This window comes from Limoniibacter endophyticus, assembly GCF_014652835.1.
Taxonomy (GTDB): Bacteria; Pseudomonadota; Alphaproteobacteria; order Rhizobiales; family Rhizobiaceae; genus Limoniibacter; species Limoniibacter endophyticus.
In genome coordinates, this window is the sequence record NZ_BMZO01000002.1 from 71,894 (window position 1) to 96,985 (window position 25,092).

At 58.1% G+C, this 25,092-nt stretch carries 20 protein-coding genes and 1 tRNA gene; 9 read left to right on the plus strand and 12 right to left on the minus strand.

Features of this window, described 5'->3' with window-relative positions; all coding sequences use genetic code 11:
* Positions 1-632 precede the first annotated feature (632 nt).
* Together IE151_RS02865 and deoC are read right to left on the minus strand one after the other, a co-directional pair.
* The gene (locus tag IE151_RS02865) at positions 633-3,005 is read right to left on the minus strand and encodes an aldehyde dehydrogenase family protein (RefSeq protein WP_189487757.1); all 2,373 of its coding nucleotides are present in this window, start codon (positions 3,003-3,005) and stop codon (positions 633-635) included.
* 4 nt (positions 3,006-3,009) lie between these two features.
* Entirely contained in the window at positions 3,010-4,026 is a 1,017-nt protein-coding gene (gene deoC / locus IE151_RS02870; RefSeq protein WP_189487759.1) for a deoxyribose-phosphate aldolase, read from the minus strand.
* A 103-nt stretch (positions 4,027-4,129) separates the two neighbouring features.
* Between deoC and IE151_RS02875 the strand changes: the two genes are divergently transcribed.
* Entirely contained in the window at positions 4,130-5,113 is a 984-nt protein-coding gene (locus IE151_RS02875) for an aldo/keto reductase (protein ID WP_189487761.1), read from the plus strand.
* Here the strand turns inward: IE151_RS02875 and IE151_RS02880 are convergent.
* From IE151_RS02880 to IE151_RS02910, 7 genes are all read right to left on the minus strand, one after another.
* Positions 5,110-5,865: an iron ABC transporter ATP-binding protein gene (locus tag IE151_RS02880; RefSeq protein ID WP_189487763.1), complete on the minus strand. Its 756-nt coding sequence runs from the start codon at positions 5,863-5,865 to the stop codon at positions 5,110-5,112. The genes IE151_RS02875 and IE151_RS02880 overlap by 4 nt on opposite strands.
* The gene (locus tag IE151_RS02885; RefSeq protein WP_189488321.1) at positions 5,862-6,788 is read right to left on the minus strand and encodes an iron chelate uptake ABC transporter family permease subunit; all 927 of its coding nucleotides are present in this window, start codon (positions 6,786-6,788) and stop codon (positions 5,862-5,864) included. Before IE151_RS02885 ends, IE151_RS02880 begins: the two co-directional genes overlap by 4 nt.
* A gap of 34 nt (positions 6,789-6,822) precedes the next feature.
* A complete protein-coding gene (locus tag IE151_RS02890; protein ID WP_189487766.1) occupies positions 6,823-7,785 on the minus strand; it encodes an ABC transporter permease in 963 nt (320 codons plus the stop codon).
* 71 nt (positions 7,786-7,856) lie between these two features.
* A complete protein-coding gene (locus tag IE151_RS02895; protein ID WP_189487768.1) occupies positions 7,857-8,789 on the minus strand; it encodes a siderophore ABC transporter substrate-binding protein in 933 nt (310 codons plus the stop codon).
* Between the two features lie 115 nt (positions 8,790-8,904).
* Positions 8,905-9,663: a siderophore-interacting protein gene (locus tag IE151_RS02900; protein WP_189487770.1), complete on the minus strand. Its 759-nt coding sequence runs from the start codon at positions 9,661-9,663 to the stop codon at positions 8,905-8,907.
* A 121-nt stretch (positions 9,664-9,784) separates the two neighbouring features.
* The gene (locus IE151_RS02905; RefSeq protein WP_189487772.1) at positions 9,785-11,014 is read right to left on the minus strand and encodes a lytic murein transglycosylase; all 1,230 of its coding nucleotides are present in this window, start codon (positions 11,012-11,014) and stop codon (positions 9,785-9,787) included.
* 292 nt (positions 11,015-11,306) lie between these two features.
* Complete coding sequence (locus IE151_RS02910) at positions 11,307-11,774, minus strand: Hsp20 family protein (RefSeq protein WP_189487774.1); 468 nt, start codon at positions 11,772-11,774, stop codon at positions 11,307-11,309.
* 244 nt (positions 11,775-12,018) lie between these two features.
* Between IE151_RS02910 and IE151_RS02915 the strand changes: the two genes are divergently transcribed.
* On the plus strand, positions 12,019-13,086 hold the full coding sequence (locus IE151_RS02915) for an alpha/beta hydrolase (RefSeq protein ID WP_189487776.1): 1,068 nt from the start codon (positions 12,019-12,021) through the stop codon (positions 13,084-13,086).
* 135 nt (positions 13,087-13,221) lie between these two features.
* Here IE151_RS02915 and hisN read toward each other — a convergent pair whose 3' ends face one another.
* Both hisN and IE151_RS02925 read right to left on the minus strand, forming a co-directional pair.
* On the minus strand, positions 13,222-13,995 hold the full coding sequence (hisN, locus tag IE151_RS02920; protein ID WP_189488323.1) for a histidinol-phosphatase: 774 nt from the start codon (positions 13,993-13,995) through the stop codon (positions 13,222-13,224).
* A 260-nt stretch (positions 13,996-14,255) separates the two neighbouring features.
* Positions 14,256-15,146, minus strand: a complete 891-nt coding sequence (locus IE151_RS02925) for an N-formylglutamate amidohydrolase (RefSeq protein WP_189487778.1) — start codon at positions 15,144-15,146, stop codon at positions 14,256-14,258.
* A 232-nt stretch (positions 15,147-15,378) separates the two neighbouring features.
* Between IE151_RS02925 and cpdR the strand changes: the two genes are divergently transcribed.
* Complete coding sequence (cpdR, locus tag IE151_RS02930; RefSeq protein ID WP_189487780.1) at positions 15,379-15,741, plus strand: cell cycle two-component system response regulator CpdR; 363 nt, start codon at positions 15,379-15,381, stop codon at positions 15,739-15,741.
* Positions 15,742-15,934: 193 nt separating this feature from the next.
* Positions 15,935-16,009, plus strand: a tRNA-Val gene (locus IE151_RS02935).
* 69 nt (positions 16,010-16,078) lie between these two features.
* Here the strand turns inward: IE151_RS02935 and IE151_RS02940 are convergent.
* Positions 16,079-17,758 carry an alpha/beta hydrolase gene (locus tag IE151_RS02940; protein ID WP_244636585.1) on the minus strand — a complete coding sequence of 560 codons (1,680 nt, stop codon included), beginning with the start codon at positions 17,756-17,758 and terminating at the stop codon, positions 16,079-16,081.
* A 104-nt stretch (positions 17,759-17,862) separates the two neighbouring features.
* Here IE151_RS02940 and IE151_RS02945 point away from each other — a divergent pair, with 104 nt between their 5' ends.
* The 5 genes from IE151_RS02945 to IE151_RS02965 all read left to right on the plus strand — a co-directional run bounded on the left by IE151_RS02945 (position 17,863) and on the right by IE151_RS02965 (position 25,021).
* Entirely contained in the window at positions 17,863-19,347 is a 1,485-nt protein-coding gene (locus tag IE151_RS02945; RefSeq protein WP_382344723.1) for a protein adenylyltransferase SelO, read from the plus strand.
* Between the two features lie 94 nt (positions 19,348-19,441).
* Complete coding sequence (locus IE151_RS02950) at positions 19,442-20,920, plus strand: phospholipase D-like domain-containing protein (protein ID WP_244636586.1); 1,479 nt, start codon at positions 19,442-19,444, stop codon at positions 20,918-20,920.
* Positions 20,921-20,958: 38 nt separating this feature from the next.
* Entirely contained in the window at positions 20,959-21,282 is a 324-nt protein-coding gene (locus tag IE151_RS02955; RefSeq protein ID WP_189487787.1) for a YnfA family protein, read from the plus strand.
* Positions 21,283-21,463: 181 nt separating this feature from the next.
* Positions 21,464-23,698, plus strand: a complete 2,235-nt coding sequence (locus IE151_RS02960; RefSeq protein WP_189487789.1) for a FepA family TonB-dependent siderophore receptor — start codon at positions 21,464-21,466, stop codon at positions 23,696-23,698.
* Positions 23,699-23,854: 156 nt separating this feature from the next.
* Positions 23,855-25,021 (plus strand): SGNH/GDSL hydrolase family protein, encoded by a 1,167-nt coding sequence (locus IE151_RS02965; RefSeq protein ID WP_189487791.1) that lies wholly within the window; start codon positions 23,855-23,857, stop codon positions 25,019-25,021.
* The last annotated feature ends 71 nt before the right edge of the window (positions 25,022-25,092 follow it).

Here is a 25,092-nt window from a genome sequence, read left to right on the forward strand (position 1 = left end):
AAAGGCGGGGAGATCCTGCCTTCATCCCGTCGTTCATGCGCCGATTTATCCCACACCCCGCAGCCTGGCTTATTATCGTCCTCAGCACTTCTCGAGGGGCTCTGGTCTGCGCAGACGGATCTTGAGGGAAGGGCCGCTGGCGTACGCCGCTACTGCATGGGCTTCACGCACCCATGCCTTGAGCGGGACCAACGTACGGGACGCAAGCGGGTGACCGCGTCCGGCACCTTTTCCCAGGTCAGAGCGGGGAAAGGAAACGCTTCATCGTTCAGGCATGAGCGAAAGGGGGCAGCCGGATGAATAAAAGCGGCGCCGTCGGGCACGAGAGGTGCTTGCTCCCTTGCAGCGAACATGAGGCCTGTCTCACGACTTCCTCATTCATCCGCATACCGAGACGGGCTTCATGTCCCCCTCGCATTCATCGCCAAACACGGGAAGCCCGATGCTTTCCAGGGATTGGCGATCACCTTCCGGCCTTTCTCCCTCGCGCGGAAATCCGCTGCGGGGCAAAGCTGCTGCTTTCGGTGCAGCAATAAGGAACTCGTTTTCCTGTTCGCCGCCGCTCTCTCCTGGAGTGGGGTCGGTGCCGGTTCGAGGTAACGTAAAGCCGCAACCACGCAGGCAACAGCCGATCACGCTCCATAAGGTACCCAGATGCTCTTGCGCTTTACCGCGCGGCGCAGAAACTCCTCTCCTTCGGACGAACCGTCCAGCCAGTCGATCTGCATGCCGTAATCGGTGAAGATGCGCTTCAGATTTCCCGCCGACCTATTTTCCACCAGAGTGGCGAGGTCGGCGTCGCCGAATGCCCAGAGGCCATCGACATCGTCATGGTCGGCCAGGGTCTGTGCAAGAGCGGCACTCTTGCCTGTCACGATGTTGACCACGCCCGCAGGCACATCGGATGTTTCCAGCAGCGGGTAAAGATCGGTGGCGATGAGAGCGCTTTCTTCATGCGGCACGAGCACGACGCGATTACCCATCGCAAGGAGCGGTGTCATAAGGCTTACCGTCGAAAGCAACGGTGCTTCCGGCGGGCAGACGATGCCGGCCACGCCCAGCGCCTCCGGTTGAGAATAGACCAGCCCGCGCACTGGCGCTGCATGCACGTTACCTTCGAATTTGTCGGCGTAGGCCGCATAGGTGAAGAGGCGGGAAATTGCCGTCGCGATCTCGATATCCGCACTTTTGCGATTGCCGGAGAGTGCTTTCAGTCGCCGTGCAAATTCCTCGCCGCGGGCGGCAAGATTTTCTGCAAGATAGTAAAGCACCTGCGCGCGATTATGTGCGCTGGCCTTCGTCCAGGACTCGGCTTTTCGTGCAGCAGCCACCGCGTCGCGAATATCCTTGCGGCTTCCTTCTCCCACCTCTCCAGCCCGCTTGCCATCGGCATTGAGGATGGCGAAGGAAAGACCGGAATCGGGTCGCGTCTGTTTCCCGCCGATAAAGAGCTTCGGCGTACGGTCGATGGGCGGTAGCCCGTCGAACGCTTCCGGTTCAGCGGATTTTCGTCCGGGTGGAGCCTTGCGCGGTTTTGCGTTGATCCATGCTCTGGGTTTCAAATATTCAAAGCATCCCTCGCGTCCGCCTTCCACGCCGAAACCCGACTCCTTTTGCCCGCCAAAGCCGACTGCCGCGTCGAAACTATTGGCGCTGTTGATCCACACGACGCCTGCCTCGACGCGATTCGCCATGTCGAGAGCAACGTCGAGTGTCTGGCTCCAGATCGAGGCCGCCAGACCGTAGCGTGTATGATTGGCAAGCTGCGCTGCCTCGTCCGGCGTGCGGAAGGTCGTTGAAACGACAACCGGGCCGAAAATTTCCTCTGCCATCAGCGACGATGCGGGCGAGATGCCGCTCAATAGCGTCGGCGCGACATAAGCGTCGCCCGCGGCCTGGGGGGCTTGATGGAGCATCGCGCCTTCTCTTACCCCTTGCGCTATTAGTTCTTCGACGCGAACCTTGTCCCGGGCGGAAATCATGGCGCCAATATCGATGGACTTGTCGAGACTGTCGCCGGTACGCAAGGTCGCGAGGCGCTTTGCCAGCATACGGGTGAAGCGTTCTGCAATGGCTTCATGCATCAGCAGGCGTGAACCTGCGCAGCAGACCTCACCCTGGTTGAACCAGATTGAATCGACCACACCCTCTACGGCTGCATCGAGATCGGCATCGTCGAACACTATGAAGGGTGATTTTCCGCCTAGCTCCAGCGTCAGGGACTTTCCTGAACCCGCCGTTACCTCGCGGATCAGCCGCCCAACCGCCGTCGATCCGGTAAAGGCAATCTTATGAACGTCTGCATGTCGTACCAGTGCCTCGCCGGTCGTGCCATCGCCGGTGACGATATTGAGAACACCCCTTGGCAATCCCGCAGTTCGTGCCAGTCCGGCAAAGAACATAGCGGTCAATGACGTCTGCTCCGCAGGCTTCAGAACAACCGTGTTGCCGAGAGCAAGGGCAGGGGCGACCTTCCAGGCCAGCATCAGGAACGGAAAATTCCAGGGTACGATCTGGCCCACTACGCCAACTGGTGCGTGATCGGGGAACTCCTTGTCCTGAAGCTGGGCCCACCCGGCATGATGATAGAAATGACGTACGGCGAGCGGCACATCGATATCCCGTGCCTCACGAATCGGTTTGCCATTGTCTAGCGCCTCGATAATGGCAATCAACCGCGCGTGTCGCTGGATCGACCGCGCCAGTGCATAGAGATGGCGGGCGCGAGCGTGGCCGGAAAGGGCAGCCCATTTCTTCTGTGCCTTGTTTGCGGCCTTCACGGCCGCATCTATGTCAGCTGCCGTTCCCTGATTGATCGACGCGAGCACCTTTCCGCTAGCGGGTGCGACCGTGCCGAAGGCCGTCGCGCGTTCGTGGGCGGTGAAGCGGCCATCAATGAAATGACCGAAAGCATGGCCGTTCTTTTCCAGCCACTCGCGAGCCGGTTTTTCGCTCTCAGGAGCGGCAGCGTAATCCATGGTCTCGAAATATTCTTTGACGCTCATGGCCTCATCCGATCGCGTGGTGATGGAAGGTGGCATAACGGCCGGTGACATAATGCTCGAGCTGCCGCTCGATATCTGCAAGCAGGCTGGACGCGCCGATCCTGAAGAGATCCGGCTCGAGCCATTCGCGACCGAGTTCCTCCTTCATCAACACTTGCTGCGCCAATGCATCCTTTGCTGTGGAGATGCCGCCTGCTGGCTTATAGCCCACATATTGGCCGGTGCGCTCGAAATGCTGGCGGATGGCGCGCGCCATGACGAGCGTGACAGCCGGCGTGGCGTTCACGGCCTCCTTGCCTGTCGATGTCTTGATGAAATCGGCTCCGGCCATCATGCAGACATGTGAGGCTCTGGCGACGTTGGTCAATGTCTTCAGGTCGCCGGTCGCGAGAATAGCTTTTACATGCGCATCGCCGCACGCCTCGCGGAAGCCGCGCATTTCGTCGTAAAGCGCCTGCCAGTTCCCGGTCAGAACGTGCTCGCGGGTGATAACGATGTCGATCTCTCCAGCTCCATCCTTCACAGAGGATTCGATTTCCTTCAGCTTGATATCATACGACACGAGTCCGGCTGGAAACCCGGTCGAAACGGCGGCAACCGGCACCCCCGTTCCTTTCAACGCATCCACGGCGATTGCCACGAAACGATGATAGACGCACACGGCACCGGTTGTTACGCGCTCGCCCGCGAACCCAAGCATCTCGCGAATATCGGCGCGCAGCGGAGCGGCTGCCTTATCGCACAGACGCTTGACACGTTCGGCAGTGTCGTCGCCGTTCAGTGTCGTCAGATCGATGCAGGTCAGAGCCTTGAGAAGCCATGCAGCCTGAGCCTCGCCCTTTACCGACCGACGTCCGGCCAGACCTGCGACGCGCCGCTCTACGGCGGAACGATTGATATTCGTCGAGCGGACGAGACCTGGATCGAACGGCTCGATCCCGTTGCGCGGTCGGTGATTGTGCTTGCCAAGCGAAATTTTTTCGGCGGAAACGTCGTTCAAGAGGCTGTCCTCGTTGACCATCTTGCGCAGGATCCTATCATGTGGGCGACTTTGCGGTCATGTCCAGACCGACTTTTCCACCGCGCGCCGTCCGGCTGCGCAGCGTCACCCATGGAGAACTTATATGCAGTACAAGAAGCTCGGTTCCACCGGTCTGGATATTTCGGCCCTTTGCCTGGGCTGCATGACCTACGGTGTGCCTGAACGGGGAAATCACGAGTGGACGCTTGATGAGGAAAAGAGCCGCCCGCTCATCATCGAGGCGCTGGAAGCCGGCATCAACTTTCTCGATACGGCAAACATGTATTCAGACGGCACGTCCGAGGAGATTGTCGGCAAGGTGCTGAAGGAGGTCGCACGGCGTGACGAGATTGTGCTCGCCACCAAAGTCTACATGCGAATGCATGAGGGACCGAACGGTCAGGGCCTTTCGCGCAAGGCGATCCTTTCGGAGATCGATAATTCGCTTCGCCGCCTCGGTACGGATTATGTCGATCTCTACCAGATCCATCGCTGGGACTACGGGACGCCGGTCGAGGAGACGATGGAGGCGCTTCATGATGTGGTGAAGGCGGGCAAGGCGCGTTATATCGGCGCGTCTTCCATGTTCGCCTGGCAGTTTGCAAAGGCGCAGCATGTCGCCGAGCGCCATGGATGGACGAAGTTCATTTCGATGCAGAACCATGTCAGCTTGCTTTACCGTGAGGAAGAACGGGAAATGATCCCGCTTTGCATCGATCAGGGCGTCGGCATCATCCCATGGAGTCCGTTGGCGCGCGGCAAACTTGCGCGGGCATGGGAGGAGGAGGATACGGTCCGCAACAAGACTGACAAGGTCATCGCCAGCATGTATGACGCGACAAAGGACGCCGACAAGGCGGTGGTCGACGCAGTTGGAGCGGTCGCAGCGGCGCGAAATGTGCCGCGGGCGCAGGTTGCGCTGGCCTGGGTCATTCAGAAGAAGGGCATTTCCGCGCCAATCGTCGGAGCTTCCAAGCCAGGCCAGTTGGACGATGCGCTGGCTGCCGTTGAGCTTAAGCTTACCGATGACGAGATTGCAGCGCTTGAAGCGCCGTACGTGCCGCACGCAGTCGTGGGAATCAATTAGAAATAATTGACGATGCGCTTGCCGTCGAGTTCATGCACCGTCGTATCCACGCCGTAGATGGCGGCGAGAACCTCGGGGCAGATGATCTCGGCGGCTGTGCCGACATGAGCGAGCTTACCGTCCTTCATGGCCACGATTCGGTCGGCATAGGCCGAGGCAAAATTTATATCATGCAAAACCAGAATGATGGTCTTGTTCAGACTGTCGGCGGCATTGCGCAGCATCTTCATCATGCCGACGGCATGACGCATATCCAGATTGTTGAGCGGCTCGTCGAGCAGGATGTAATCAGTGTTCTGGCACAAGACCATTGCAATGAATGCGCGCTGGCGCTGTCCGCCGGATAATTCGTCGATGAAGCGATCCGCGAGCGGCTCGAGATCGAGCCAGCGCAAGGCCTCCTCTATGTGTTTGCCGTCTTCCTTGGTCAGGTGACCCTTTGAATAGGGATAGCGTCCGAAGGCAATGAGATCGCGTACGGAGAGCCTCGACAGGACCTGATTATCCTGCCGCAGTATGGAGATGTGGCGGGCGAGCTTGTCGCCGGGTGTTCTGGTCACATCCATCCCGGCAATCGTCACCGTGCCGGCCGTCATGGGCATGAGACGGGAAATCATTGACAGGAAAGTAGATTTGCCCGCGCCATTGGGACCGACGATGGCTGTTATGCCACCTGCGGGCAGTGTGAGATCGACACTATCGACCACCAGCGTATTGCCATAGGTTTTGCTTAGCGCTTTCGCTTCGATCATCGTGCATATCCCCGGACGAGCAGGAAGAGGAAGAACAGGCCGCCGACGAATTCAATCACCACGGCAAGCGCGGTATCGAAGGCGAGCAGTCTTTCGAGAATGAGTTGCCCGCCAACCAGCGTGATCGCCGCTATCATCGCTGCGGCTGGCAGCGTGTAGGCGTGCCTATGTGTGGGCATCGCCATGTAGGCGAGGTTGGCGACCAGCAAGCCGAAAAAGGTGACAGGGCCGACGAGGGCCGTGGAGACGGAAACGAGAATGGCGATCAGCGCCAGCGTGACGAGGGTGACGCGGCGGTGATTGAGACCCAGGTTGATAGCCGTGTCGCGTCCCAGTGCCATCACGTCATATACTCGGATATTGCGCCAGATGATAATCGAAACCGCCAGAACGATAAGGGCCGAAATCAGCAGCAAGTGCGTATTGCCCTTGTTGAAGCTGGCGAACAGGCGATCCTGCAGCACCACGAAGTCGTTCGGGTCAATGATGCGCGCCACCAACGCGGAAAGTGAGCGAAACAGGATGCCGAAGACGATGCCGACCAGCATCAACAGGTGCAGGCTGCGATTGCCGAAGCCAAGCAGCCAGGAATAGAGCAGGCCTGAAAAGGCGACCATGACGACCAGTTCGACAAGAAAACGCACGTTAGGATCAATGCTGGACGTGGCCGCAGCTCCCAGCTGGAAGACCAGCGCTGTTTGCAAGAGCGCGTAAAGTGCGTCGAAACCCATGATGGACGGGGTCAGTATACGGTTGTTGCTCAATGTTTGAAAAAGCACTGTCGAGAGGGCGATGGCATAGCCGACCAGGAGCATGGTGGCGATTTTGAGCCCGCGAAAAGGAAGAATGAAGCCCCAGCTGCCGCGTGCGTTCAGCGTCATGAAGAGCGCGATGACGAGAACGCAGCCGATGGCAAGCAGCATCAGGATGCGCGCCGGCGAGAAGAAGGAAGCGCGATCAGGCTGCACGAGGAGTGCTCCGCAATAGCATGAACAGGAAGATTGCGGCACCGACTACGCCCATCATTGTCCCGATGGGAATTTCGTATGGGTGAATGACGAGCCGTCCGGCGATGTCGCAGGCAAGGACGAGGGCGGCGCCGAAGATCGCTACCCAAGGTAGAGACCGGCGCATATTATCGCCGAAGAGCAGGCTTACGAGATTAGGCACGATCAGGCCGAGGAAAGGTACGACGCCGCAGGTGACGACGACGCAGGCCGTTACCATGGAGACGATGAAGAGTCCGAAAGCAGTTACGCGGCGATAGTTCAAGCCAAGATTGGTCGCAAAGGCTTCGCCCATTCCGGCCACTGTGAAGCGATCTGCGGCGAAATAGGCAAGACCGGTCAACGCAAAACCGATCCAGAGCAACTCATAGCGTCCCCGCAGAACACTGGAAAAATCGCCCATGGTCCAGGCAGCAATCGACTGCATCATGTCGAAGCGATAGGCGAAAAAGGTGGTTATGGCCGAGATCACGCCGCCCAGCATCAGGCCGACGAGCGGCACGATCAGTGGGGAGCGCAGCGGGATCTGGCGCAGAATGAAGAGGAAGAGCGAGGTTCCTGCGAGTGCGAAAGCACCGGCAACAAGCATGCGAGCGAAGACCGGCAGGTCGGGCATGACGAGCAGCACGAAAAGAATACCTAAGGATGCCGATTCGGTCGTTCCGGCCGTCGATGGTTCGACGAACTTGTTGCGCGCCAGCATCTGCATCAGGAGGCCGCAACAGGCCATTCCGGCTCCGGCCAGCACAAGCGCCAGGGTGCGCGGAACGCGGCTGATGACGAAGACGTCAAGCGCCTGGCTATTCGCGTTTCCGCTCAGGATTGCCCAAGGCGACACATCGCTCACGCCAACGAACAAGCTGATGAAAGCCAGAACAACGAGGACGGCGATGGCGGCAAGAATCTTGGGCATGAGGCTTTTCAATTGGCGAAACGGGCAAGTGCTCATCGCGCTCGCCCGTCGGCTTTAAAGCGGGTGCAGGGTCAGTTAGCAGCCTGCTTCTTGGCGACTGCTTCGCTCAGCTGGTCGACATTCTGCTGCAGCGCCTGAACGCCACCATTGACCGTGTACCAATTGGCGCTTTTTAGGTAGACGACATTGCCTTCCTGCCAGGCCTTTGTCTTGTGCACGATCTCGTTGTCGAGCATCTGCTGGGCAGACTGACCTTCGCGACCGATGGCGGCATCGCGATCAATGACGAGCAACCAGTCGGGATTGGTTTCAAGAATGAACTCGTTGGAGATAGCCTGGCCGTGATTGGCCTTTTCGTCCGTCTTGGCCGCGGGCTTGAAGCCATAATCTGAGTAGGCAACCCCGAAGCGCGAACCTTCGCCATAGGCACTCATCTTGCCGCCTGTGGTGAGAATGACAAGAGCCGTACCGGCATTTGCAGCGGAAGCCTTCAGATCGGCCGTGGTTTTCTCGAGCTTCTCGACCAGTTCTTTGGCTTCAGCCTGCTTGCCGAAGATTTCGCCGAGCTTTTGGACGTTGGCAACCGAACTGGCCAGGTAGTTCTTCGCATCGACCGTCAGATCGATCGTGGGAGCGATCTTGGCGAGATCATCATATTTTGCCGACGAGCGGCCTGCGACGACGATCAGGTCCGGCTCGGCAGCGTTGACCGCCTCATAGTCCGGTTCGAAGAAAGTGCCGATCTTCTCGTATTTCTTATCTTCATACTTCGCCAGATAGTCCGGCTTTGCGCCGCCCGGAACGCCCGCAACCTCGACGCCGAGTGCATCGAGCGTGTCGAGCGTTGCGAGGTCGAAGGTCAGCACCTTTGCTGGCTTGGCGGTCAGCTTGGTTTCACCCTTTGTATGAGTGACGACGAGTTCCTGAGCAAAGGTAGGAACGCTTGCACCAAGCGCGAGAGCGAGTGCACCGGCAAGGGCAAGGCTGTGACGATTGATTATCATGTAACTCTCCATTCGTTGTCTGAGCAACCATTGCCGACGAGGTAGGTCGTTGCTGTGCACTCATAAAAAGATGAGTAGCTATGTCAATTTAAAATGCGCGTCTAAGAGATTTCTCTTAGTCTTCCACGTGGTCGTGACCGCCAATGCGGCCGGGACGCCAGTAGCCTTCCGACGAAATCGCCGATTTTTCCATGCCCCGCGCCACGAGATTTTGCCGCTGGCGGCGAACATTACTGGTTTCGCCGATAATGTAGGCGTGCCCATTACCGGCAGGCAGTTCAAAATGGGCGATCGCATCGGCCATCAACTCGCTCGGGCGCGGCGCCGTGCCGCGATGCAGCCAGCGAATATTCGCGCTGGCCTTCGATGGCAGATCGATCTCGCCACTCTTGTCAGCCGTTTCAACAAAAACATGGAATTTGGCTGAGACAGGCGCGGTCTCAAGAATATGCGCGATGGCGGGAAGGCAGGTTTCGTCGCCTGTCATCAGGTGCCAGTCCGCACCTTCGCGCAGCCAGCAGTTGCCGCGTGGTCCTTTGGCCTCGATGGTTTCGCCTGACTTGACGTTGCTCGCCCATACCGGTGCTGGCGTGTCCCCATGCAGGAAGAAGTCGATGCTGATCTGGCCTTTTGCGGAATCGTAACCGCGGATTGTATAATCACGGCGGCCCGATGCGCCGTCGCCGAGAGGAAGAAACAGAACCAATGCCTGGCCAGGTTTGTAGCTTTCGCCTAGTTCGGTAATGTCGCGTGCCGTGAAAACCACGCGACGCATACTCGGTTCGACATTGAAACTCTCAACGACTTCCAATGTCCAACTACGAAGATTCGGGCGCCCTGATGGGCGGGTCGTTGGGGCTGGCATGTCAGTCATGGCTCTTCTTTCGGGTTTATATTTTAATCCTGAATAGAAGCATCATATTTTGAGCGCAAGCAAAACTTCCGCGCAAAAAGCCGGCTTTGCGAGCCGGCTTTCTTCATTCTCTGTTGGCAGATCAATTGGAACGCAATCGCTTCAGAACATCTTGGCTCGGGTGGCCGTTCGTATCCAGGCCTGTCCGGTTCTGGAAAGCCTTGATGGCCTCTCGAGAGGCGCTGCCAATCTTGCCGTCTACCGCTCCGTCATAATAGCCGAAGACCTTCAGACGCTGTTGCAATTCCTGCTTTTCGGCAAAGGACAGTTTGTCGAATGGACGGTTCCAATCATTGACCAAACCGCCGACGCCGGCAATTTCATCTGCCAGCAGGCCGACCGCAAGCGCGTAGGTATCGGCATTGTTATAGCGCTTCAAAACGAAGAAGTTCTTCGTCATCAGGAAGGCTGGGCCAGAACGGCCGTCCGGAACTTTCAGCTCCGCATTGCGATTGGCCGCAGGAAAAGCCTTGCCGGAGCGCGCACGCACCACACCCATGTTCTGCCATTGTGCGAGCGTGAGCGAACCTCCGGGGAACTTGCGCCCGCCTGGAAGCGAAACCTCGTAGCCCCAGCCTTCGCCGGAACGCCAACCATTCCTGGCAAGCAGATTGGCGGCCGTTGCAAGTGCATCGGGAACCGAGTTCCAGATGTCGCGGCGCCCGTCGCCGTCGGCGTCCACGGCATAAAGCTGATAGCTTGTGGGAATGAACTGCGTATGCCCCATGGCTCCGGCCCAGGAGCCGGTCAGGTGCGATTCGTCAATGTCCCCGGATTGAAGGATCTTCAACGCCGCGATCAGCTGTGTGCGACCGAACTTGGCGCGACGATTATCAGCGTAGGCAAGTGTCGCCAGCGAACGGACAACATTGCGCATCACGTCCTGTCTCTTGAGGATTTCGCCGTAATTGCTTTCCATCGACCAGATGGCGAGCAGGATGTGACGGTCCACGCCGTATTGACGCTCGATGCGATCGAGCCAGGGTTTGTACTGGCGAGCCATCTGACGGCCGATGGCGATGGAATGCTCGTTGATGCGATTGTCGAAATATTCCCAAGGCTCGGATCTGAATTCCGGCTGGTAGCGCGCCTTTTGCAGCACTTCCGGATCCGGGGCATCGACGCCGCGAAAAGCGCGATCAAACGTCCCACTGCTGATCCCGTTCTTGGCGGCAACCGATTTGAATTGGCCTACCCAGTTGCGGAAATTGGCATCGGCGAAGGCAGGAGCGGCCGAAAGCGCCATGCCCAGCGACAGTCCGGCGGCAATGAGATGACGGGCGGAGCGTCGGATGAGCGAACGAAGCTGCATGCATTCCTCCTTTTGCGCGCCGTGCCGATGGGGGCTGAACACGGAGAACCGACGCGCTCAAACGAATATTGCCACCGGATTTCGTCGAGAGCAGGGCTCCGTCCGGTGATTGCGAACCTCCAATGTGCCTGCAACGGGTTAGCAATTGGTTTACCATCACAAGCATGTGACTAAATTAACGTGCACCTGTGATGAGAATGCCAGAGTCTTGCCGGATGACAAGACGGAAATTCGGACGCAAAAACGCCCGCAAGTTGCGCTTGCGAGCGTTCGAGATCACGCGAAGACGGGCTTAGTGAGCGGTCTTGGCCTCGATCTGCTTGGTCTCTTCGGTTGAGTTGGTGCCGATCTCGATACGGCGCGGCTTCATTTCTTCCGGCACGTTGCGCGTCAGATCAATGTGAAGCAGTCCGTTACGGATGGTGGCGCCCGAAACCTCCACATGGTCGGCGAGCTGGAACCGGCGCTCGAAGGAGCGCGAAGCGATGCCGCGGTAGAGCAGTTCGCTTGTCTCGCTCGTTTCCTCGCTGCGTTCACCACGAATGGTCAATACATTGCGGTGCGCTTCGATGGAAAGATCGCTTTCGGCAAATCCAGCGACAGCCATGGAGATGCGATAGGCATCTTCACCCGTGCGCTCGATATTGTAGGGCGGGTAGCTCTGACCGTTCTCGGGCTGAGTCAGGTTGTCAAACATCGAGAAAAGACGATCGAAACCGACGGTGGAACGATAGAGGGGGGCAAAATCAACGTGACGCATTGGATTGTTCTCCACTTGAGCAACAGGTTAAGCGTTTGGCCTTCTGCGAAAACCCGACTGGGGCGTTTTCGTCTGGCCAGCAGTCCCGCCAAGGGCGACTGCAATCCTGATATGGTAGGAATTTTACAGGCTTCAAGAGGTGCGCATTAAGAGTGATATGTTTCTGGATAAGCGCCCGTTTCGGGTTTCTCTTCCACAGGCAAAGGCCTAGTTTGCCTCGGAAACGATGAGGATGATGACGGGAATGAGCGACGATAAGCAGGAATCGATTCTTCGTGAAATTCCGGAAAATCCTGTGCCGGAGGGTGGGGTCGCGGGATTCATCGAGACCGGGGACGGGACGCGGCTGCGGTTTGCGCGTTTTCGTGCCGCGGGCGAACCGTTCAAGGGAACGATCCTGCTTCTTCAGGGGCGCAACGAAGCGATCGAGAAATATTTCGAAACCATCGGCGATTTCTCCAAAGCTGGCTACGGCGTCATCGCCTTCGACTGGCGAGGGCAGGGCGGTTCCACCCGGCTGGTGACGAGCAGGCAAGGCTATGTAAGGCGCTTCGAGCATTTTGGCGACGATCTCGACGCCATCATTTCGCAGGTCGCACTTCCCGACGGACGCGGGCCGTTCTTCATCGTCGCGCATTCCAGCGGCGCGTTGGCCGCTATTCTTGCGTCGCCACGGCTGGCCAACCGGATCGAGCGCATGGTGCTGCTGGCGCCATTTCTCGAGCCGGTTGGATTGCCCGTCTCCAATGTTCTGGCGCGCCGTATCGCGCGCTTGGCGTGCTGGCTCGGCCTGGGTAAAATGGCGCTTACGCCAGCGGCGCCCGCTGGAACAGCCTTTCCTTTCGAGATCAACCGGGTGTCGCGCGATCCGAAACGCTATGAACGCAACAGCAAGCTGATGCGGGAATTCCCCGAGTTGTTCCTTGGCGGGGCTTCCGCCGCATGGGTCAACGCGGCTTTTAGGGCCATCGGAACGGTGAAATCGGAGAAATTCCTGAGGAATAATCGCATCCCGATGCTGATGCTTGCGCCGACCGAAGATAAGGTTGTCTCGGCGACTGCCATAGAGGCATATGCACGAACGTTGCGTTGCGCTTCATTCATCAGCATTGACGGTGCCTATCATGAGCTTGCGCAGGAAAGAAACGTCATGCGTGAACAGATGCTGGCGGCGGTCAAGGCCTTTTTGCCTGGAAGCCAATATGAGCCCGCGCAAAGCATGGAGCCGGACGATCTGCTCTATGCGGAGGCAGGAAAAATACAGAAAAAAGCCAAGAGATTCGGCAATCTTCACAGGTATATTTTCCGCTGAGGAAAATATCCTGATCGCTCCGAGTGATCAAAGTGCGCGCCTGGATTATGGTGGGTATAGGGGACATGCAAGCGTCAGCTAACCCACGAAAATCCCGTTGGTTGACTAAGCCGATGTCAGGTAGATCGACGCACGCTAACCCTTCAGCGCCTTCATTGCTGCTTCGTGCAATTGCGGCGTAGCGGCTGCGAGAATATCGCCGGCCTGTTCTGCTGGCGCTCCGTCCCAGGTCGTGATAACGCCGCCAGCCTGCTCAATGATCGGGATCATGGCAACAATATCATAAGGCTTGAGATCGGATTCCACGACGAGGTCGATCTGGCCGGCGGCAAGCATTGCATAGGCGTAGCAATCCGTTCCATAGCGAGCCAGCCGCACCTGCTTTTCAAGTGCCTGATAGCGGCCAATCTTGCCGTCGGCAAAAATGAACGGGGAGGTAGTGCACAGGGTTGCCTGAGCAAGGGCGGTCGTGCCGCGCGTTTTCAGGGTACGCCTGCCATGCGGGCCATAAAGTGCCGCGTCGGTATGGTCGGCGTGGAAGAACTCGCCAATATAGGGCTGAGTCATCATGCCGGCGATGGCGTCGCCCTTGTGGGTCAGGCCGATGAGCGTTCCCCACAGCGGCAGTCCGGAGATGAAGGCGCGCGTGCCATCGATCGGATCGATGACCCACATATGGTCAGCACCATCATTCACCATGCCATGCTCTTCGCCGAGGATGCCATGATCGGGAAATTCCTTGCGGATGATCGACACGATGGCGCGTTCCGCCTCGCGATCAGCTTCCGTAACTGGGTCGAACCCGCCTTCGAGCTTGTTCACGACGTTCAAGCTGTTGCGGAAACGCGGCAGGGTTTCCTTGCGCGCTGCGTCGGCCAGGCGTTGGAAAAAGGCGCGGTCGGGGAGCATGGAAGCTGTCACGATCGATCTCGCTATTGCATCGTTCAAGGTCGGTGCCGTTCTACACGAAGTTTCGCATGCTGCAACCGGGCAACAGGGTTCACGATGCTTCATTAGAAACTGCGCAAGTGCTTGACAATTAGGCGCTGCCTAATAAGGTGACAGGTGAGCGGCCTTGCCGTTCGTGCCCTTTGCGGGGCGTTTCCTCCTGACTTGACGCCGCCTTGCGCTTGGTTGCAGGGCGGTTTTTTTGTCCGGGTGGAACAATGTTACTCCGCGGCGAGAGGCAGGCCGTCGAGATAATCAAGCGGCAAGCTGACCAGTTCGCGAACGAACCAGGCAAGGTCCCTTTCCAGCCGCGTAAAATCGGCTGTCTTCTCGAAAGTCGTTTCGTTCAGATAGAGGCCACGGCTCATCTCGATCTGAAGCGCATGATATGCCTTTGAAGGCCTGCCATAATGCTCGGTGATGAAGCCGCCTGCATATGGCCGGTTGTAAGCCACGACATAGCCGAGTGACGAAAGCAGTGCGATGGCATGCTCGCGCAGCGCAGCCGAACAGGATGCGCCGAAACGGTCGCCGATGATAAAATCCGGCTTGGGAGCGTTATCGCCCGACTTGATCGTCGTCGGCATGGAATGGCAATCAATCAGGACGGCCGTGCCGTGCAGGGTGCGGGCCTCGGATAGAAGCGTCTTCAGTGTCTCGTGATAGGGGCGATAGATCGTGTCGATCCGGTCGAGTGCTTCGGAGAGCGGCAAGCGCGTATGATAGATGTCCTGCCCCTCGCCGACGAGACGGGGAACGGTGCCGAGACCGCTGGCAACCCGCATCGAGCGGATATTGGCGAAGGGCGGCACCGGCTCGTTGAACATGCGCGGGTCGAGTTCGAACGGCTCGCGGTTCACGTCGAGATAAGCGCGGGGAAAGTTGGCCACCACCAGCGGAGCGCCGGCCAGTTTTGCAGAAGCGTAAAGCTCGTCCACATAACAATCTTCGGATCGCCTGATCTGGCGAGCGTCGAGGCGGGCGAGGTCAAGGAAACGCTGCGGATAATGACGACCGCTATGGGGTGAACTGAACACGAAGGCGCTGCGCCGTCCACGAGGGAGAAGCACAGTAAAAGGCTCGATTGTGCGGAAATCGTCCTTGACGCTCATTCAATAAGTCAGCCGGTGCCTGAAACATGTCGCTTGGATCATTAGCCTGCCACTGCAAAGCGCATCTGTCCAGCAACAGATAGCCTAAATATGGGGGCGCATCGTTTCCTTGGGATGACGTTCACTTGATGTTTACCCTCGCTTTTACATATAAGAACAAATTAGCATCTTAATCCTGTTTCAGGACGTGTCGTGGGTAGCGCACGGTACAAGAAGATTCGGAACGGCAATCATGGCAAGAATTCTCCTGGCTGAAGACGACGAGGACATGCGTCGCTTTCTGGTCAAGGCCCTCGAAAGAGCCGGGCACGACGTCAGCGATTTCGACAATGGCGCGAGCGCCTATGGCAGGTTGCAGGAAGAGCCTTTCTCTCTTCTGCTGACCGATATCGTCATGCCGGAAATGGACGGCATCGAACTGGCGCGCCGCGCAACGGAGATCGACCCTGATCTCAAGGTCATGTTCATCACCGGCTTTGCCGCGGTCGCGCTTAATCCGGACTCGAAGGCGCCAGCGGACGCAAAGGTGCTTTCCAAGCCCTTCCATCTCCGCGATCTCGTCAACGAGGTCGAGAAGATGCTCCAGGCCGCCTGATCGTTCTTCGCCAGGATTTTTTGAAACCCGTTTGCGAGAAATCGCGACGGGTTTTTGTTTTCAACAGATGGCTTGGCGCGGAAAATCCACCTTTTCCGACAAGGTCGTTCGCCGACTGAAAGTTTTCTGGAATTTCATCATATTGGCTATTGACGGGAGAGCAGGGAATATGGTGTAAGCCCGTCCATCGAATGGGCGTGTAGCTCAGCGGGAGAGCACTACGTTGACATCGTAGGGGTCACAGGTTCAATCCCTGTCACGCCCACCATTCGGTCGCCCTTAAAAAATATACTAGCCTCGGGTATTTCCGTTCGCAGTATGGACGCAACTCCTGTTCCTATTCGGGCATGTCGTGGGCGAGTTTTTCCTTCAATGCCATGATCTGCGCCGGGTTCCAGCCTTGCGGGTCGGTGACGGCGATCCATGCATCGACATAGTGGGCAGGGGCATAGATGTGGCCGTAGCCGATAGGCGTGGTCGTGGCGGTGGCCATGTCGAGCAGCAATTGCAGGAAAGTGACGATCGGAAACCAGCGAACATTGGGCGAAACGTCCGGTCCGCGCGGTTCGCTCAGCCATGGTGGCGGTTGCCAGGCGTAGCTCGTGTTGAAGAAGACGATAGGGTCGCTGGCATATTGCAGATAGACCAGCCGCATGCGACCCCAATGGGTATCGGCGATCTCGGTCTGGTCCCGCTGATTGGTAAACCTGATGACCGCTCCGTCCCGGAAGCGCGGCAGCCAGGCCGGCGTTCCGGGCATTCGTTCCGAGGTTGCCATGTTCCAGGTCTTGCTGGTGAAGGGCGGGCCGCTCCACAGCGCGCCGTCGAACGGATCGGAGATCACGTCGAAGAGATCCGTCGAGAGATCGGAATTCATGGCGCCGAGGCTGAGACCATGCAGATAGAGCTTCGGACGCGTTTCCTGCGGCAAGGCCGTCCAATGCGTGTAAATCTTCGAAAAGAGCGCGCGGGCCTGCTCGGAGCCATAGGTCGGCTCGACAAGGAGGGCAAGCCAACTCGTGAGATAGGAATATTGTACGGAAACGGTCGCAACATCGCCGCGATGCAGATATTCGAGCGCCATATGACTGGCCGGATCCAGCCAGCCGGTGCCGGTTGGCGTGGCGATGACGAGAATGGAGCGCTCGAAACCGCCGATACGGATGAGCTCATCGAGGGCCAGTTGCGCGCGTTCGTCGACCGTGTCGCCTGAGCGCAGGCCGACATAGACGCGTAGCGGTTCCATGGCCGGTTGGCCGGTAAAGGCTTGCATCTCCTGCCGGGTGGGGCGCGAAGCGATGGCTGCGCGACCGGCCCGGCCAAGCTCGCTCCATTGCAGAAGGGACGCGGCACTGCCGGATTTGAGTGGATCGGTCGGCATGGCGATGTCGTCTTCTATCAGTGCATCAAAGCCGCGATAGGAAGAATCCAGCGCGCGCAGCGCTCCCTGCACCAGAACGCCGCTGCCGATCAGCCAGAAGAAGAGCAGCGTCAGGGCGGTACCTGCGAGAACCGCGACTTTGCGCGGGAGAATGGCCTTCAACCGAGTAGTATTGAAGCGCGCGACGAGCCTGAAGGCGCGCGCCAGCATGATGAGGACAAAGGCGACGAGAAGCGAGATCAGGCCGACAAGGAAGGGCCTGGCGCTTTCAACCGGTGCAAGTTCCATGCGGGCCCGCACGGAGTTCTGCCAGTCGGATGCAGCGTAAAGCAGGAGAATGGCCGCAAAAGCGCAAGTGATCAGGGTGAAAAGGTTGAGCCAGGGCACCAGCCATTGACGCCGCAGCGGCGGGATTTCCAGAAAGCGCCAGAGGGCGCGCAGAAAGACGCCAAGGCCGTAGCCACAGGCGAAAGCAACCCCGGAAAGAACGCCTTGGAATATGGCGTCTCGCGGCAGCAGGCTAGGCGTAAGCGAAGCCGCAAAGAATAACGCTCCGAACCAGATGCCCGCGCCGCACAGCGAGTTGCCGTACGCGAGAAACAGATCCCGTATCATGGTGACTATGCGCGTCGACATGCTGCTCCGAAGTCTTTTGATATATTTGCGCGCATTTGAAAACCGGTGGCTGGTAAAAGGCAAGGGAGGCAAGCCAATAAACTCGGGCCGGTCCTGACACTGCCGTGACGATACACTATATCAGAAGTATGAAACTCGATCTCTCGCATAGCTATGCCGCGCTTCCCGAGCGCTTCCACCGACCGGCCGTGTTGCAACCGGTTCCGGCGCCGCGGCTGATTGCGCTCAATGCACGGCTGGCGGAGCAACTGGGGCTGGATGCCGGATGGCTCTCCTCGGAGGAGGGCGTTGCCATGCTTGCAGGTTCGCGCATGCCAGCGGGGGTACAGCCGATCGCCGGCGCCTATGCCGGCCATCAGTTCGGAAATTTCGTGCCTCAGTTGGGCGACGGTCGAGCCATGCTTCTTGGCGAGGCGGTGACTAAGGATGGCAAGCGTTTCGATATTCAATTGAAGGGTGCGGGGCGCACGGCCTTCTCTCGCGGTGGCGACGGACGAGCTGCGCTCGGACCGGTGCTGCGCGAATATATCGTTTCGGAAGCGATGGCGCGGCTGGGTGTCCCGACCACACGTGCACTGGCGGCCGTGCTGTCGGGCGAAACGGTGGCGCGAGAACGTTTCCTGCCGGGTGCGATCTTCACCCGCGTAGCCGCCAGTCATATCCGCGTCGGCACGTTTCAGTTCTTCGCGGCGCGAGGGGATGTCGAGGCCATTCGGCTTCTGGCCGATCACGCAATCGAACGGCACTATCCGCTGGTGAAGACTGCGGAGCGGCCGTATCTCGCCTTTTTCGAGGCAGTGCGCGACGCGCAGGCAAGGCTGATCGCGCAGTGGATGCAGATCGGCTTCATTCATGGCGTGATGAACACCGACAATATGACCATTTCAGGCGAAACGATCGACTACGGTCCCTGCGCCTTCATGGACGAGTACCATCCCAGGAAGGTCTTTTCCTCCATCGACACACAGGGACGTTACGCCTTCGGCAATCAGCCACTGATCGGGCAGTGGAATCTGGCACGGCTTGCAGAAACCCTGCTGCCGCTGATCGATGACAATGAGGACGAGGCCCTGGAACTGGCACAGGGCGCGCTGTCGGGCTTCAATGCGGTTTTCCAGGAAGCTTACAATCGGGGTATGGCGCAAAAGATCGGGATAGCAGAGGTGCAGGAAGGCGATATGGATCTGCTGGGCGATCTGCTTGGCATCATGGCGGCTGAGGAAAGCGATTTCACGCTGTCTTTTCGGGGGCTGGCTGATGTGCTGGAAGACGAGAGCGGGGCGATCGCGCAAGGACTGTTCGGCGGACATTTTGCCGGGTGGGAAGTGCGCTGGCGCGACAGGCTCTCCAGGCAGGGAACGCCGGTTGAGGAAATCGCCATAGGGATGCGCGCGGCGAATCCGCTCTATATTCCGCGAAATCACCAGATTCAGGCGGTCATCGATGCAGCCGAGAACAATGATTTTGCGCCGTTCCACGCCTTGAATTCCGTTTTGCAAAAACCGTTCGAACGGCAAGAGGGCGCGGAGGCTTTCGCCGTGCCGCCGCAAAGACATGAGCGCGTCCTTCGCACGTTTTGCGGGACTTAAAATTTATCTGCATCCCTAACTGGTTCCGTGCATCCTATTGAGGCGTTTTATCGTTTATATGCGGCGCAACTCTTCGGGACGACAGGGGACTAAATTGAGCGAGCAGGACGAGCCGGCCTTCTCTGCCATTGAGGGAGAAAGCTGCTGGCGCTACGCACGCGCCGACAAAATGACCGTCATCGTCGATGCAGAAGATTATTTTGCTGCCGCCAAACATGCGATGTTGAGGGCAAAGCATAGTATAATGCTGATTGGCTGGGACTTCGACGCACGGGTCAAACTCGAACCCGAGAAGAAGACGATGAGGGGTCCGAACCGGATCGGGCAGCTTCTCAACTGGCTGGCGAAGCGCAAGCCAAACCTCGATATCTACTTGTTGAAATGGGATATAGGTACGCTGCTTGCGTTGGGGCGTGGGCAGACGCCACTCTTTATTCTCGACTGGATGACGAGCCGCAGTGTCCACCTGCGGCTCGATCATGCGCACCCGGCGCTGGCGGCGCATCACATGAAGCTTCTGGTAATCGACGACGTCATTGCGTTCTGCGGTGGCATCGACATGACGGAAGGACGGTGGGATACGCGGTTGCATCGCGAGCAGGAAGAGCAGCGCCGCACCATGTTCCGCGGCAAGCAGTTGATGCCCTGGCATGATGCTACCAGCTGCGTGACCGGCGAGGCGGCGAGTGCGCTGGGTGATCTGGCACGGGAACGCTGGCGCAGGGCAACCGGGGAGAATCTGACACCGCCGCCGACCGTGGCGCCGATCTGGTGCGACAATCTGGAAATGGATTTCGAGAATGTCGATATCGCAATCGCACGAACGATAGCGAGCTTCGATGATTACGAGCAGGTCAGCGAAATCGAATCGTTGAAGCTGCGGATGATCAAGTCGGCGCAAAAGACGCTTTATATCGAAAGCCAATATTTTGCCGCGCGCAAAATCGCCTACGCGCTTGCCGACAGGTTGCGCGAAGACAATCCGCCGGAAATCGTGCTGATCAATCCCTTGGGGGCGGATGGCTGGCTTGAAGCCAAAGTGATGGACTCGGCGAGACAGCGGCTCCTGAACATGCTGCGCGAGGCTGACCACAAGAAACGCTTCCGTGTATATTATCCGGTCAATGAGGCCCGCTCGCCGATCTATGTGCATGCCAAGATCATGATCGCAGATGATTGCTCGATGAAGATCGGTTCGGCCAATCTCAATAATCGCTCGATGGGTTATGATACTGAGTGTGATTTGATGATCTCTGCAAACCGGCAGGATGACGAGGCGGCCGTGCGCGAGGCTATTGCCAGATGTCGCAATGACCTGCTGGCCGAGCATCTTGGCAGCGATGAGGAAACCATTGCTGCTGCCATAACGCAGAAAGGACTGATCGGCGCGATCGAGGCGCTCCGGCAGGGCGCCAGGCGGCTTGAACCCTTGCCGGAAAGGGAGTTGAGCGACGATGAGAGGGCGATCGCCGAAACCGATCTGGTCGATCCGGAGCGACCGGTTACAGTTGGAATGCAGTTGTGGGATGTTGGGCGACGCATCATGCATCTGTCACGAAAAGGCAGTGCATGACCGCTTGCGCGCACTGCGCGTAGCTGCAATCTGAGACTATGAAGATCGCTGTCATCTATTTCTTTGCCGCCCTGGCTGAAATTGCCGGATGCTTTGCATTCTGGGCATGGTTACGTATGCATAAAACTGCGTTTTGGGTGGTTCCTGGGTTGGGATCGCTTATTGTTTTTGCATGGCTTCTTACGCTTGTTCCGACCGAGCATGCGGGCCGGGCTTATGCCGCCTACGGCGGTGTCTACATCACGGCGTCTCTGTTATGGCTTTGGTTTGCGGAAGGTTTTCGCCCGGATCGCTGGGATTTGACCGGTGGCGCAGTTGCGCTCTTGGGCGCGGCAATCATTCTTTTTGGGCCTCGTTCCTGAAAATGTGGCACATTGGCAACAAACTTGTGTGAAATGTTCATGTTTAAACACCTCGACCTGCATCTTCCCTTGCGGAAGTCTGCCTGAAAGCCTTAAGGCGGGTCACGATCATTGCGTGACCAACAGTAAGCCAAATCGCCGCTGAGCACGCTTCCTGAGTATCTAGAGGCGGGGGCTCTCAATGTCTGATTTCAAGTTCTATCTACGTCGTGCAACGGCGCTGTCTCTCTTGCTGGCTGCCACCGCGGGACCAATATCGGCTCAGGAAATGGCGGAGACGGACGATGAAGGGGAAATCACCCTTGATCGCATCATCGTTCTTTCGGCTGAAGAACAGCTGAAGCAGGCACCTGGCGTCTCGACCATCACGTCCGAGGATCTCGAAAAGCAGCCTGTCGCCAACGACCTGTCCGAAATCATCCGCAAGATGCCCGGTGTCAATCTGACCGGAACGACATCAAGCGGCCAACGAGGCAATCAACGTCAGATCGACATTCGCGGCATGGGGCCCGAAAACACACTCATCCTGATCGACGGCAAGCCGGTTCTGTCGCGCAACTCCGTTCGCATGGGACGAGCCGGTGAACGCGATTCGCGTGGGGATTCCAACTGGGTTCCTGCCGAAATGGTGGAGCGCATCGAGGTGCTGCGCGGTCCGGCGGCGGCGCGCTACGGATCAGGAGCATCAGGGGGTGTTGTCAATATCATCACCAAGCGTCCTGAAACGACCACCGGTCAGTTCTCGGTTTTCGGCTCCATGCCGCAGCATTCCGAGGAAGGCTATTCCATCAGGGCCAACGCGATGGTGGGCGGGCCAATCACGGACGTTCTTTCCTATCGCATCATCGCCAGCATCGCCAAGACGGATGCCGACGATCCTGATATCAACGCGGGTGCGACGCTCGATCCGACTGCGACACCTGCTGCCGGTCGCGAAGGCGTCGTCAACAAGGATTTGCGCGGTCTTCTGACATACGAGTTCGACGATCAGAACGTTTTCGACTTCGAGGCGGCATATAGCCGTCAGGGCAATATTTTCGCCGGTGACAGGCAATTGGCGAGCGTTACGGATTTGCTCGAAGAATTGGCCAATCAAGGTGCGGAAACCAATACGATGACGCGTACCACGCTGTCAGCGACGCATCGAGGTTTCTACGATTTCGCCGAGAGCAACAGTTATATTCAGTGGGAGCAAACCCGTAACACGCGCTTCGGTGAAGGGACGGCGGGGCGGTATGAGGGTGCCATTACGGATGATGCCAAAAAAGGCACGATAACACTCGACAACCTGACAGCGAAGAGCGAGTGGGACATTCCGTTGACGATGGGCTATGAGCAGAAGCTGACCCTTGGCGGCGAGTTTCGCGGCGAGTGGATGGAGGATGGCGTTTCGAACCAACTTGGCCTTGAGGAAAACGTCGTTATTCCGGGAACTGATACAGATCCCGAAAATCGCGACCCTAACACCAACGCCTGGATGTTCGGTCTCTATGCGGAAGATAATATTTATATCAACGACCGCCTCATTCTAACGCCTGGCCTGCGTGGCGATTATCATAGCGAATTCGGCGGCAATCTCAGCCCGAGCCTTAACGCTTCCTACCAGTTGAGCGAAAACCTTACACTCAAGGCAGGCATAGCAAGGGCATTCAAGGCGCCGAACCTGTTCCAGCTCAATCCGAATTACGTTTATTATACGCGGGGGAACGGTTGTCCCATCCCATATCCCACACAAGGCGGAGTGGGTTGCTATGTTGTCGGTAATCCGAATCTCGATCCTGAAACGTCGATCAACAAGGAAATCGGCCTCAATTATCACGACGATCTGGGCTGGAACGCAGGGGTCACCTATTTCCACAATGATTACAAGGATCGCATTGCCTCGGGATTGACACCGATAGACACGGCTGTTCCCGGTGCGCCCACAGGTTGGGTCTTTCGCTGGGAAAACGTGCCGGAAGCAGTGGTCTCGGGTCTTGAAGGCAATCTGAGCATCCCGGTTCTGGAAACTCTGACCTGGTCGACCAACGCGACCTATATGATTGAGTCGGAAAACAAGCAGAACGGCCAACCGCTTTCGCTGGTACCGGAGTACACGATCAACACTGCGCTCGACTGGCAGGCGCGCGAGGATCTGACGCTGACCCTTTCGGCAACCCATTACGGCAAGACACCATCGCCGACACTGACCGGAACCACGGGTGCAGCGGTAGAAAATCCGCTCGATCGCGACCCGTACACGGTCGTCAATGTGGGCTTGAAATATGATTACAACGACAATTTCCGCGTTTCGGCGGGTGTGACTAATGTGTTTGACGAGCGTCTATTCCGTGAAGGCAGCGGCAATGCCGCGGGCGCCAACACCTATAATGAACCGGGGCGCGCCTTCTATCTATCGGTGACAGGCTCTTTCTAGCCTCTGTCCGTTCGGGAGAAACGAAAAAGCCGCGGGCAAAACCGGTGGCTTTTTCGTTTCGAAACGAGATGATTTCGGATAGGCTTCGCACCGGTTGACAGAAAGGCGAAGCGTTCGATGGGCGGAGCGGGGATTCTGACGAAGGCAATGATGCGAATGGCGAAGATTTTTCTCGTCACGTTCGTCGCTCTGACGATTGCTGCAATGGCGGATATCGCAGCCCCCGTACTTGGAACCGCGCCTGCCTATGCGCAGGACGGATCCGGCCCGCGCAATTTTTTTCGCCGCCTGTTTGGCGGTCCGGGACGCGAACCGATCTACCGCGAAGATTTTGCGCCGCAAAGGCCCCAACGTGCGCAGCCGCGCCAGCGAACGCAACCGCCGCGCAATCGAAGCGCGCCGCGCTCTGCCGCCCCACGCCCGCCCGCCACGCCGGTGGTGGAGAAGCGAGAGGATGCCAAGAAAGTCCTTGTGATCGGTGATTTCATGGCCGGTGGCCTCGTCAGCGGCTTGAATGCGCTCTATGCGGAGAATCCGGGCGTGCGGATTGTCGGTTCCACGCAAGGCTCTTCCGGATTGGTGCGCGACGACTATTACGACTGGCCCAAGGAGTTGCAGACGATCGTCGAACACGAGAAGCCTGCCGCTCTCGTTATCATGCTGGGCGCCAATGATCGGCAGGATATGCAAGGACCGGGTGGCAGCCATGCGCGCGGCACCGAGGGTTGGACACGCGCCTATGAGCAGCGCGCCGAGCGCATTGGTCAAATAGCTCGTACGACCAATGTGCCGCTGGTCTGGGTCGGGCTGCCTTCCTTCCGGATCAGCGGGGCCAATCCCGATATTCTTGCACTGAACGACCTCTATCGTGACGCGGCGGCGGAAACCGGCGCCGAATTCGTGGACATATGGGAAGGCTTCGTCGACGAAAATGGCTCCTTTGTCATGGAGGGGCCGGACATGAACGGTCAGCCAGCTCGCTTGCGCGGTGCGGACGGCATCAATCTGACAGAAGCGGGCAAACGCAAGGTGGCGTTTTATGCCAAGGCGCCGCTTGACCGACTTCTGGGTAATGGCGTTGGAACTGGCGTTTCCGCACCCGTCGCTGCCGCGCAACCTGCCCGGCCCCAGAATCGGGCCATCGAACGTCTTGCACCGGTCTCGCTTTACGATCCTGCTTTCGAAGCCAAAGAGCTGATGGGCGAGACCGTGACGATCGGGCCAGAGATCCGCGGCGAGAGTGCGACGGAAAAGTTCCTGTTCGACGGTATTGCCGCCGATGCCCCCGAAGGGCGCGCGGATCATTTTCAGCGAAGGGGTTGATGCCGCACAAGTTGATGCCGCACAAATTGTGCGAAAGTGACGATCCTTGCTTGCCCCAACGTAACGAGAGT

What these genes read in the sequence shown, in the direction of transcription:
- cpdR (WP_189487780.1), top strand. Translation starts at nt 15,379, where the DNA reads ATGGCAAGAATTCTCCTGGCTGAAGACGACGAGGACATGCGTCGCTTT.
- IE151_RS02965 (WP_189487791.1), top strand. Translation starts at nt 23,855, where the DNA reads ATGGCGAAGATTTTTCTCGTCACGTTCGTCGCTCTGACGATTGCTGCA.
- IE151_RS02905 (WP_189487772.1), bottom strand. Translation starts at nt 11,014, where the DNA reads ATGCAGCTTCGTTCGCTCATCCGACGCTCCGCCCGTCATCTCATTGCC.
- IE151_RS02940 (WP_244636585.1), bottom strand. Translation starts at nt 17,758, where the DNA reads ATGTCGACGCGCATAGTCACCATGATACGGGATCTGTTTCTCGCGTAC.
- IE151_RS02875 (WP_189487761.1), top strand. Translation starts at nt 4,130, where the DNA reads ATGCAGTACAAGAAGCTCGGTTCCACCGGTCTGGATATTTCGGCCCTT.
- IE151_RS02890 (WP_189487766.1), bottom strand. Translation starts at nt 7,785, where the DNA reads ATGCCCAAGATTCTTGCCGCCATCGCCGTCCTCGTTGTTCTGGCTTTC.
- IE151_RS02880 (WP_189487763.1), bottom strand. Translation starts at nt 5,865, where the DNA reads ATGATCGAAGCGAAAGCGCTAAGCAAAACCTATGGCAATACGCTGGTG.
- hisN (WP_189488323.1), bottom strand. Translation starts at nt 13,995, where the DNA reads ATGCTCCCCGACCGCGCCTTTTTCCAACGCCTGGCCGACGCAGCGCGC.
- IE151_RS02960 (WP_189487789.1), top strand. Translation starts at nt 21,464, where the DNA reads ATGTCTGATTTCAAGTTCTATCTACGTCGTGCAACGGCGCTGTCTCTC.
- IE151_RS02895 (WP_189487768.1), bottom strand. Translation starts at nt 8,789, where the DNA reads ATGATAATCAATCGTCACAGCCTTGCCCTTGCCGGTGCACTCGCTCTC.
- IE151_RS02900 (WP_189487770.1), bottom strand. Translation starts at nt 9,663, where the DNA reads ATGACTGACATGCCAGCCCCAACGACCCGCCCATCAGGGCGCCCGAAT.
- IE151_RS02955 (WP_189487787.1), top strand. Translation starts at nt 20,959, where the DNA reads ATGAAGATCGCTGTCATCTATTTCTTTGCCGCCCTGGCTGAAATTGCC.
- IE151_RS02865 (WP_189487757.1), bottom strand. Translation starts at nt 3,005, where the DNA reads ATGAGCGTCAAAGAATATTTCGAGACCATGGATTACGCTGCCGCTCCT.
- deoC (WP_189487759.1), bottom strand. Translation starts at nt 4,026, where the DNA reads ATGGTCAACGAGGACAGCCTCTTGAACGACGTTTCCGCCGAAAAAATT.
- IE151_RS02925 (WP_189487778.1), bottom strand. Translation starts at nt 15,146, where the DNA reads ATGAGCGTCAAGGACGATTTCCGCACAATCGAGCCTTTTACTGTGCTT.
- IE151_RS02910 (WP_189487774.1), bottom strand. Translation starts at nt 11,774, where the DNA reads ATGCGTCACGTTGATTTTGCCCCCCTCTATCGTTCCACCGTCGGTTTC.
- IE151_RS02885 (WP_189488321.1), bottom strand. Translation starts at nt 6,788, where the DNA reads ATGCTGCTTGCCATCGGCTGCGTTCTCGTCATCGCGCTCTTCATGACG.
- IE151_RS02915 (WP_189487776.1), top strand. Translation starts at nt 12,019, where the DNA reads ATGAGCGACGATAAGCAGGAATCGATTCTTCGTGAAATTCCGGAAAAT.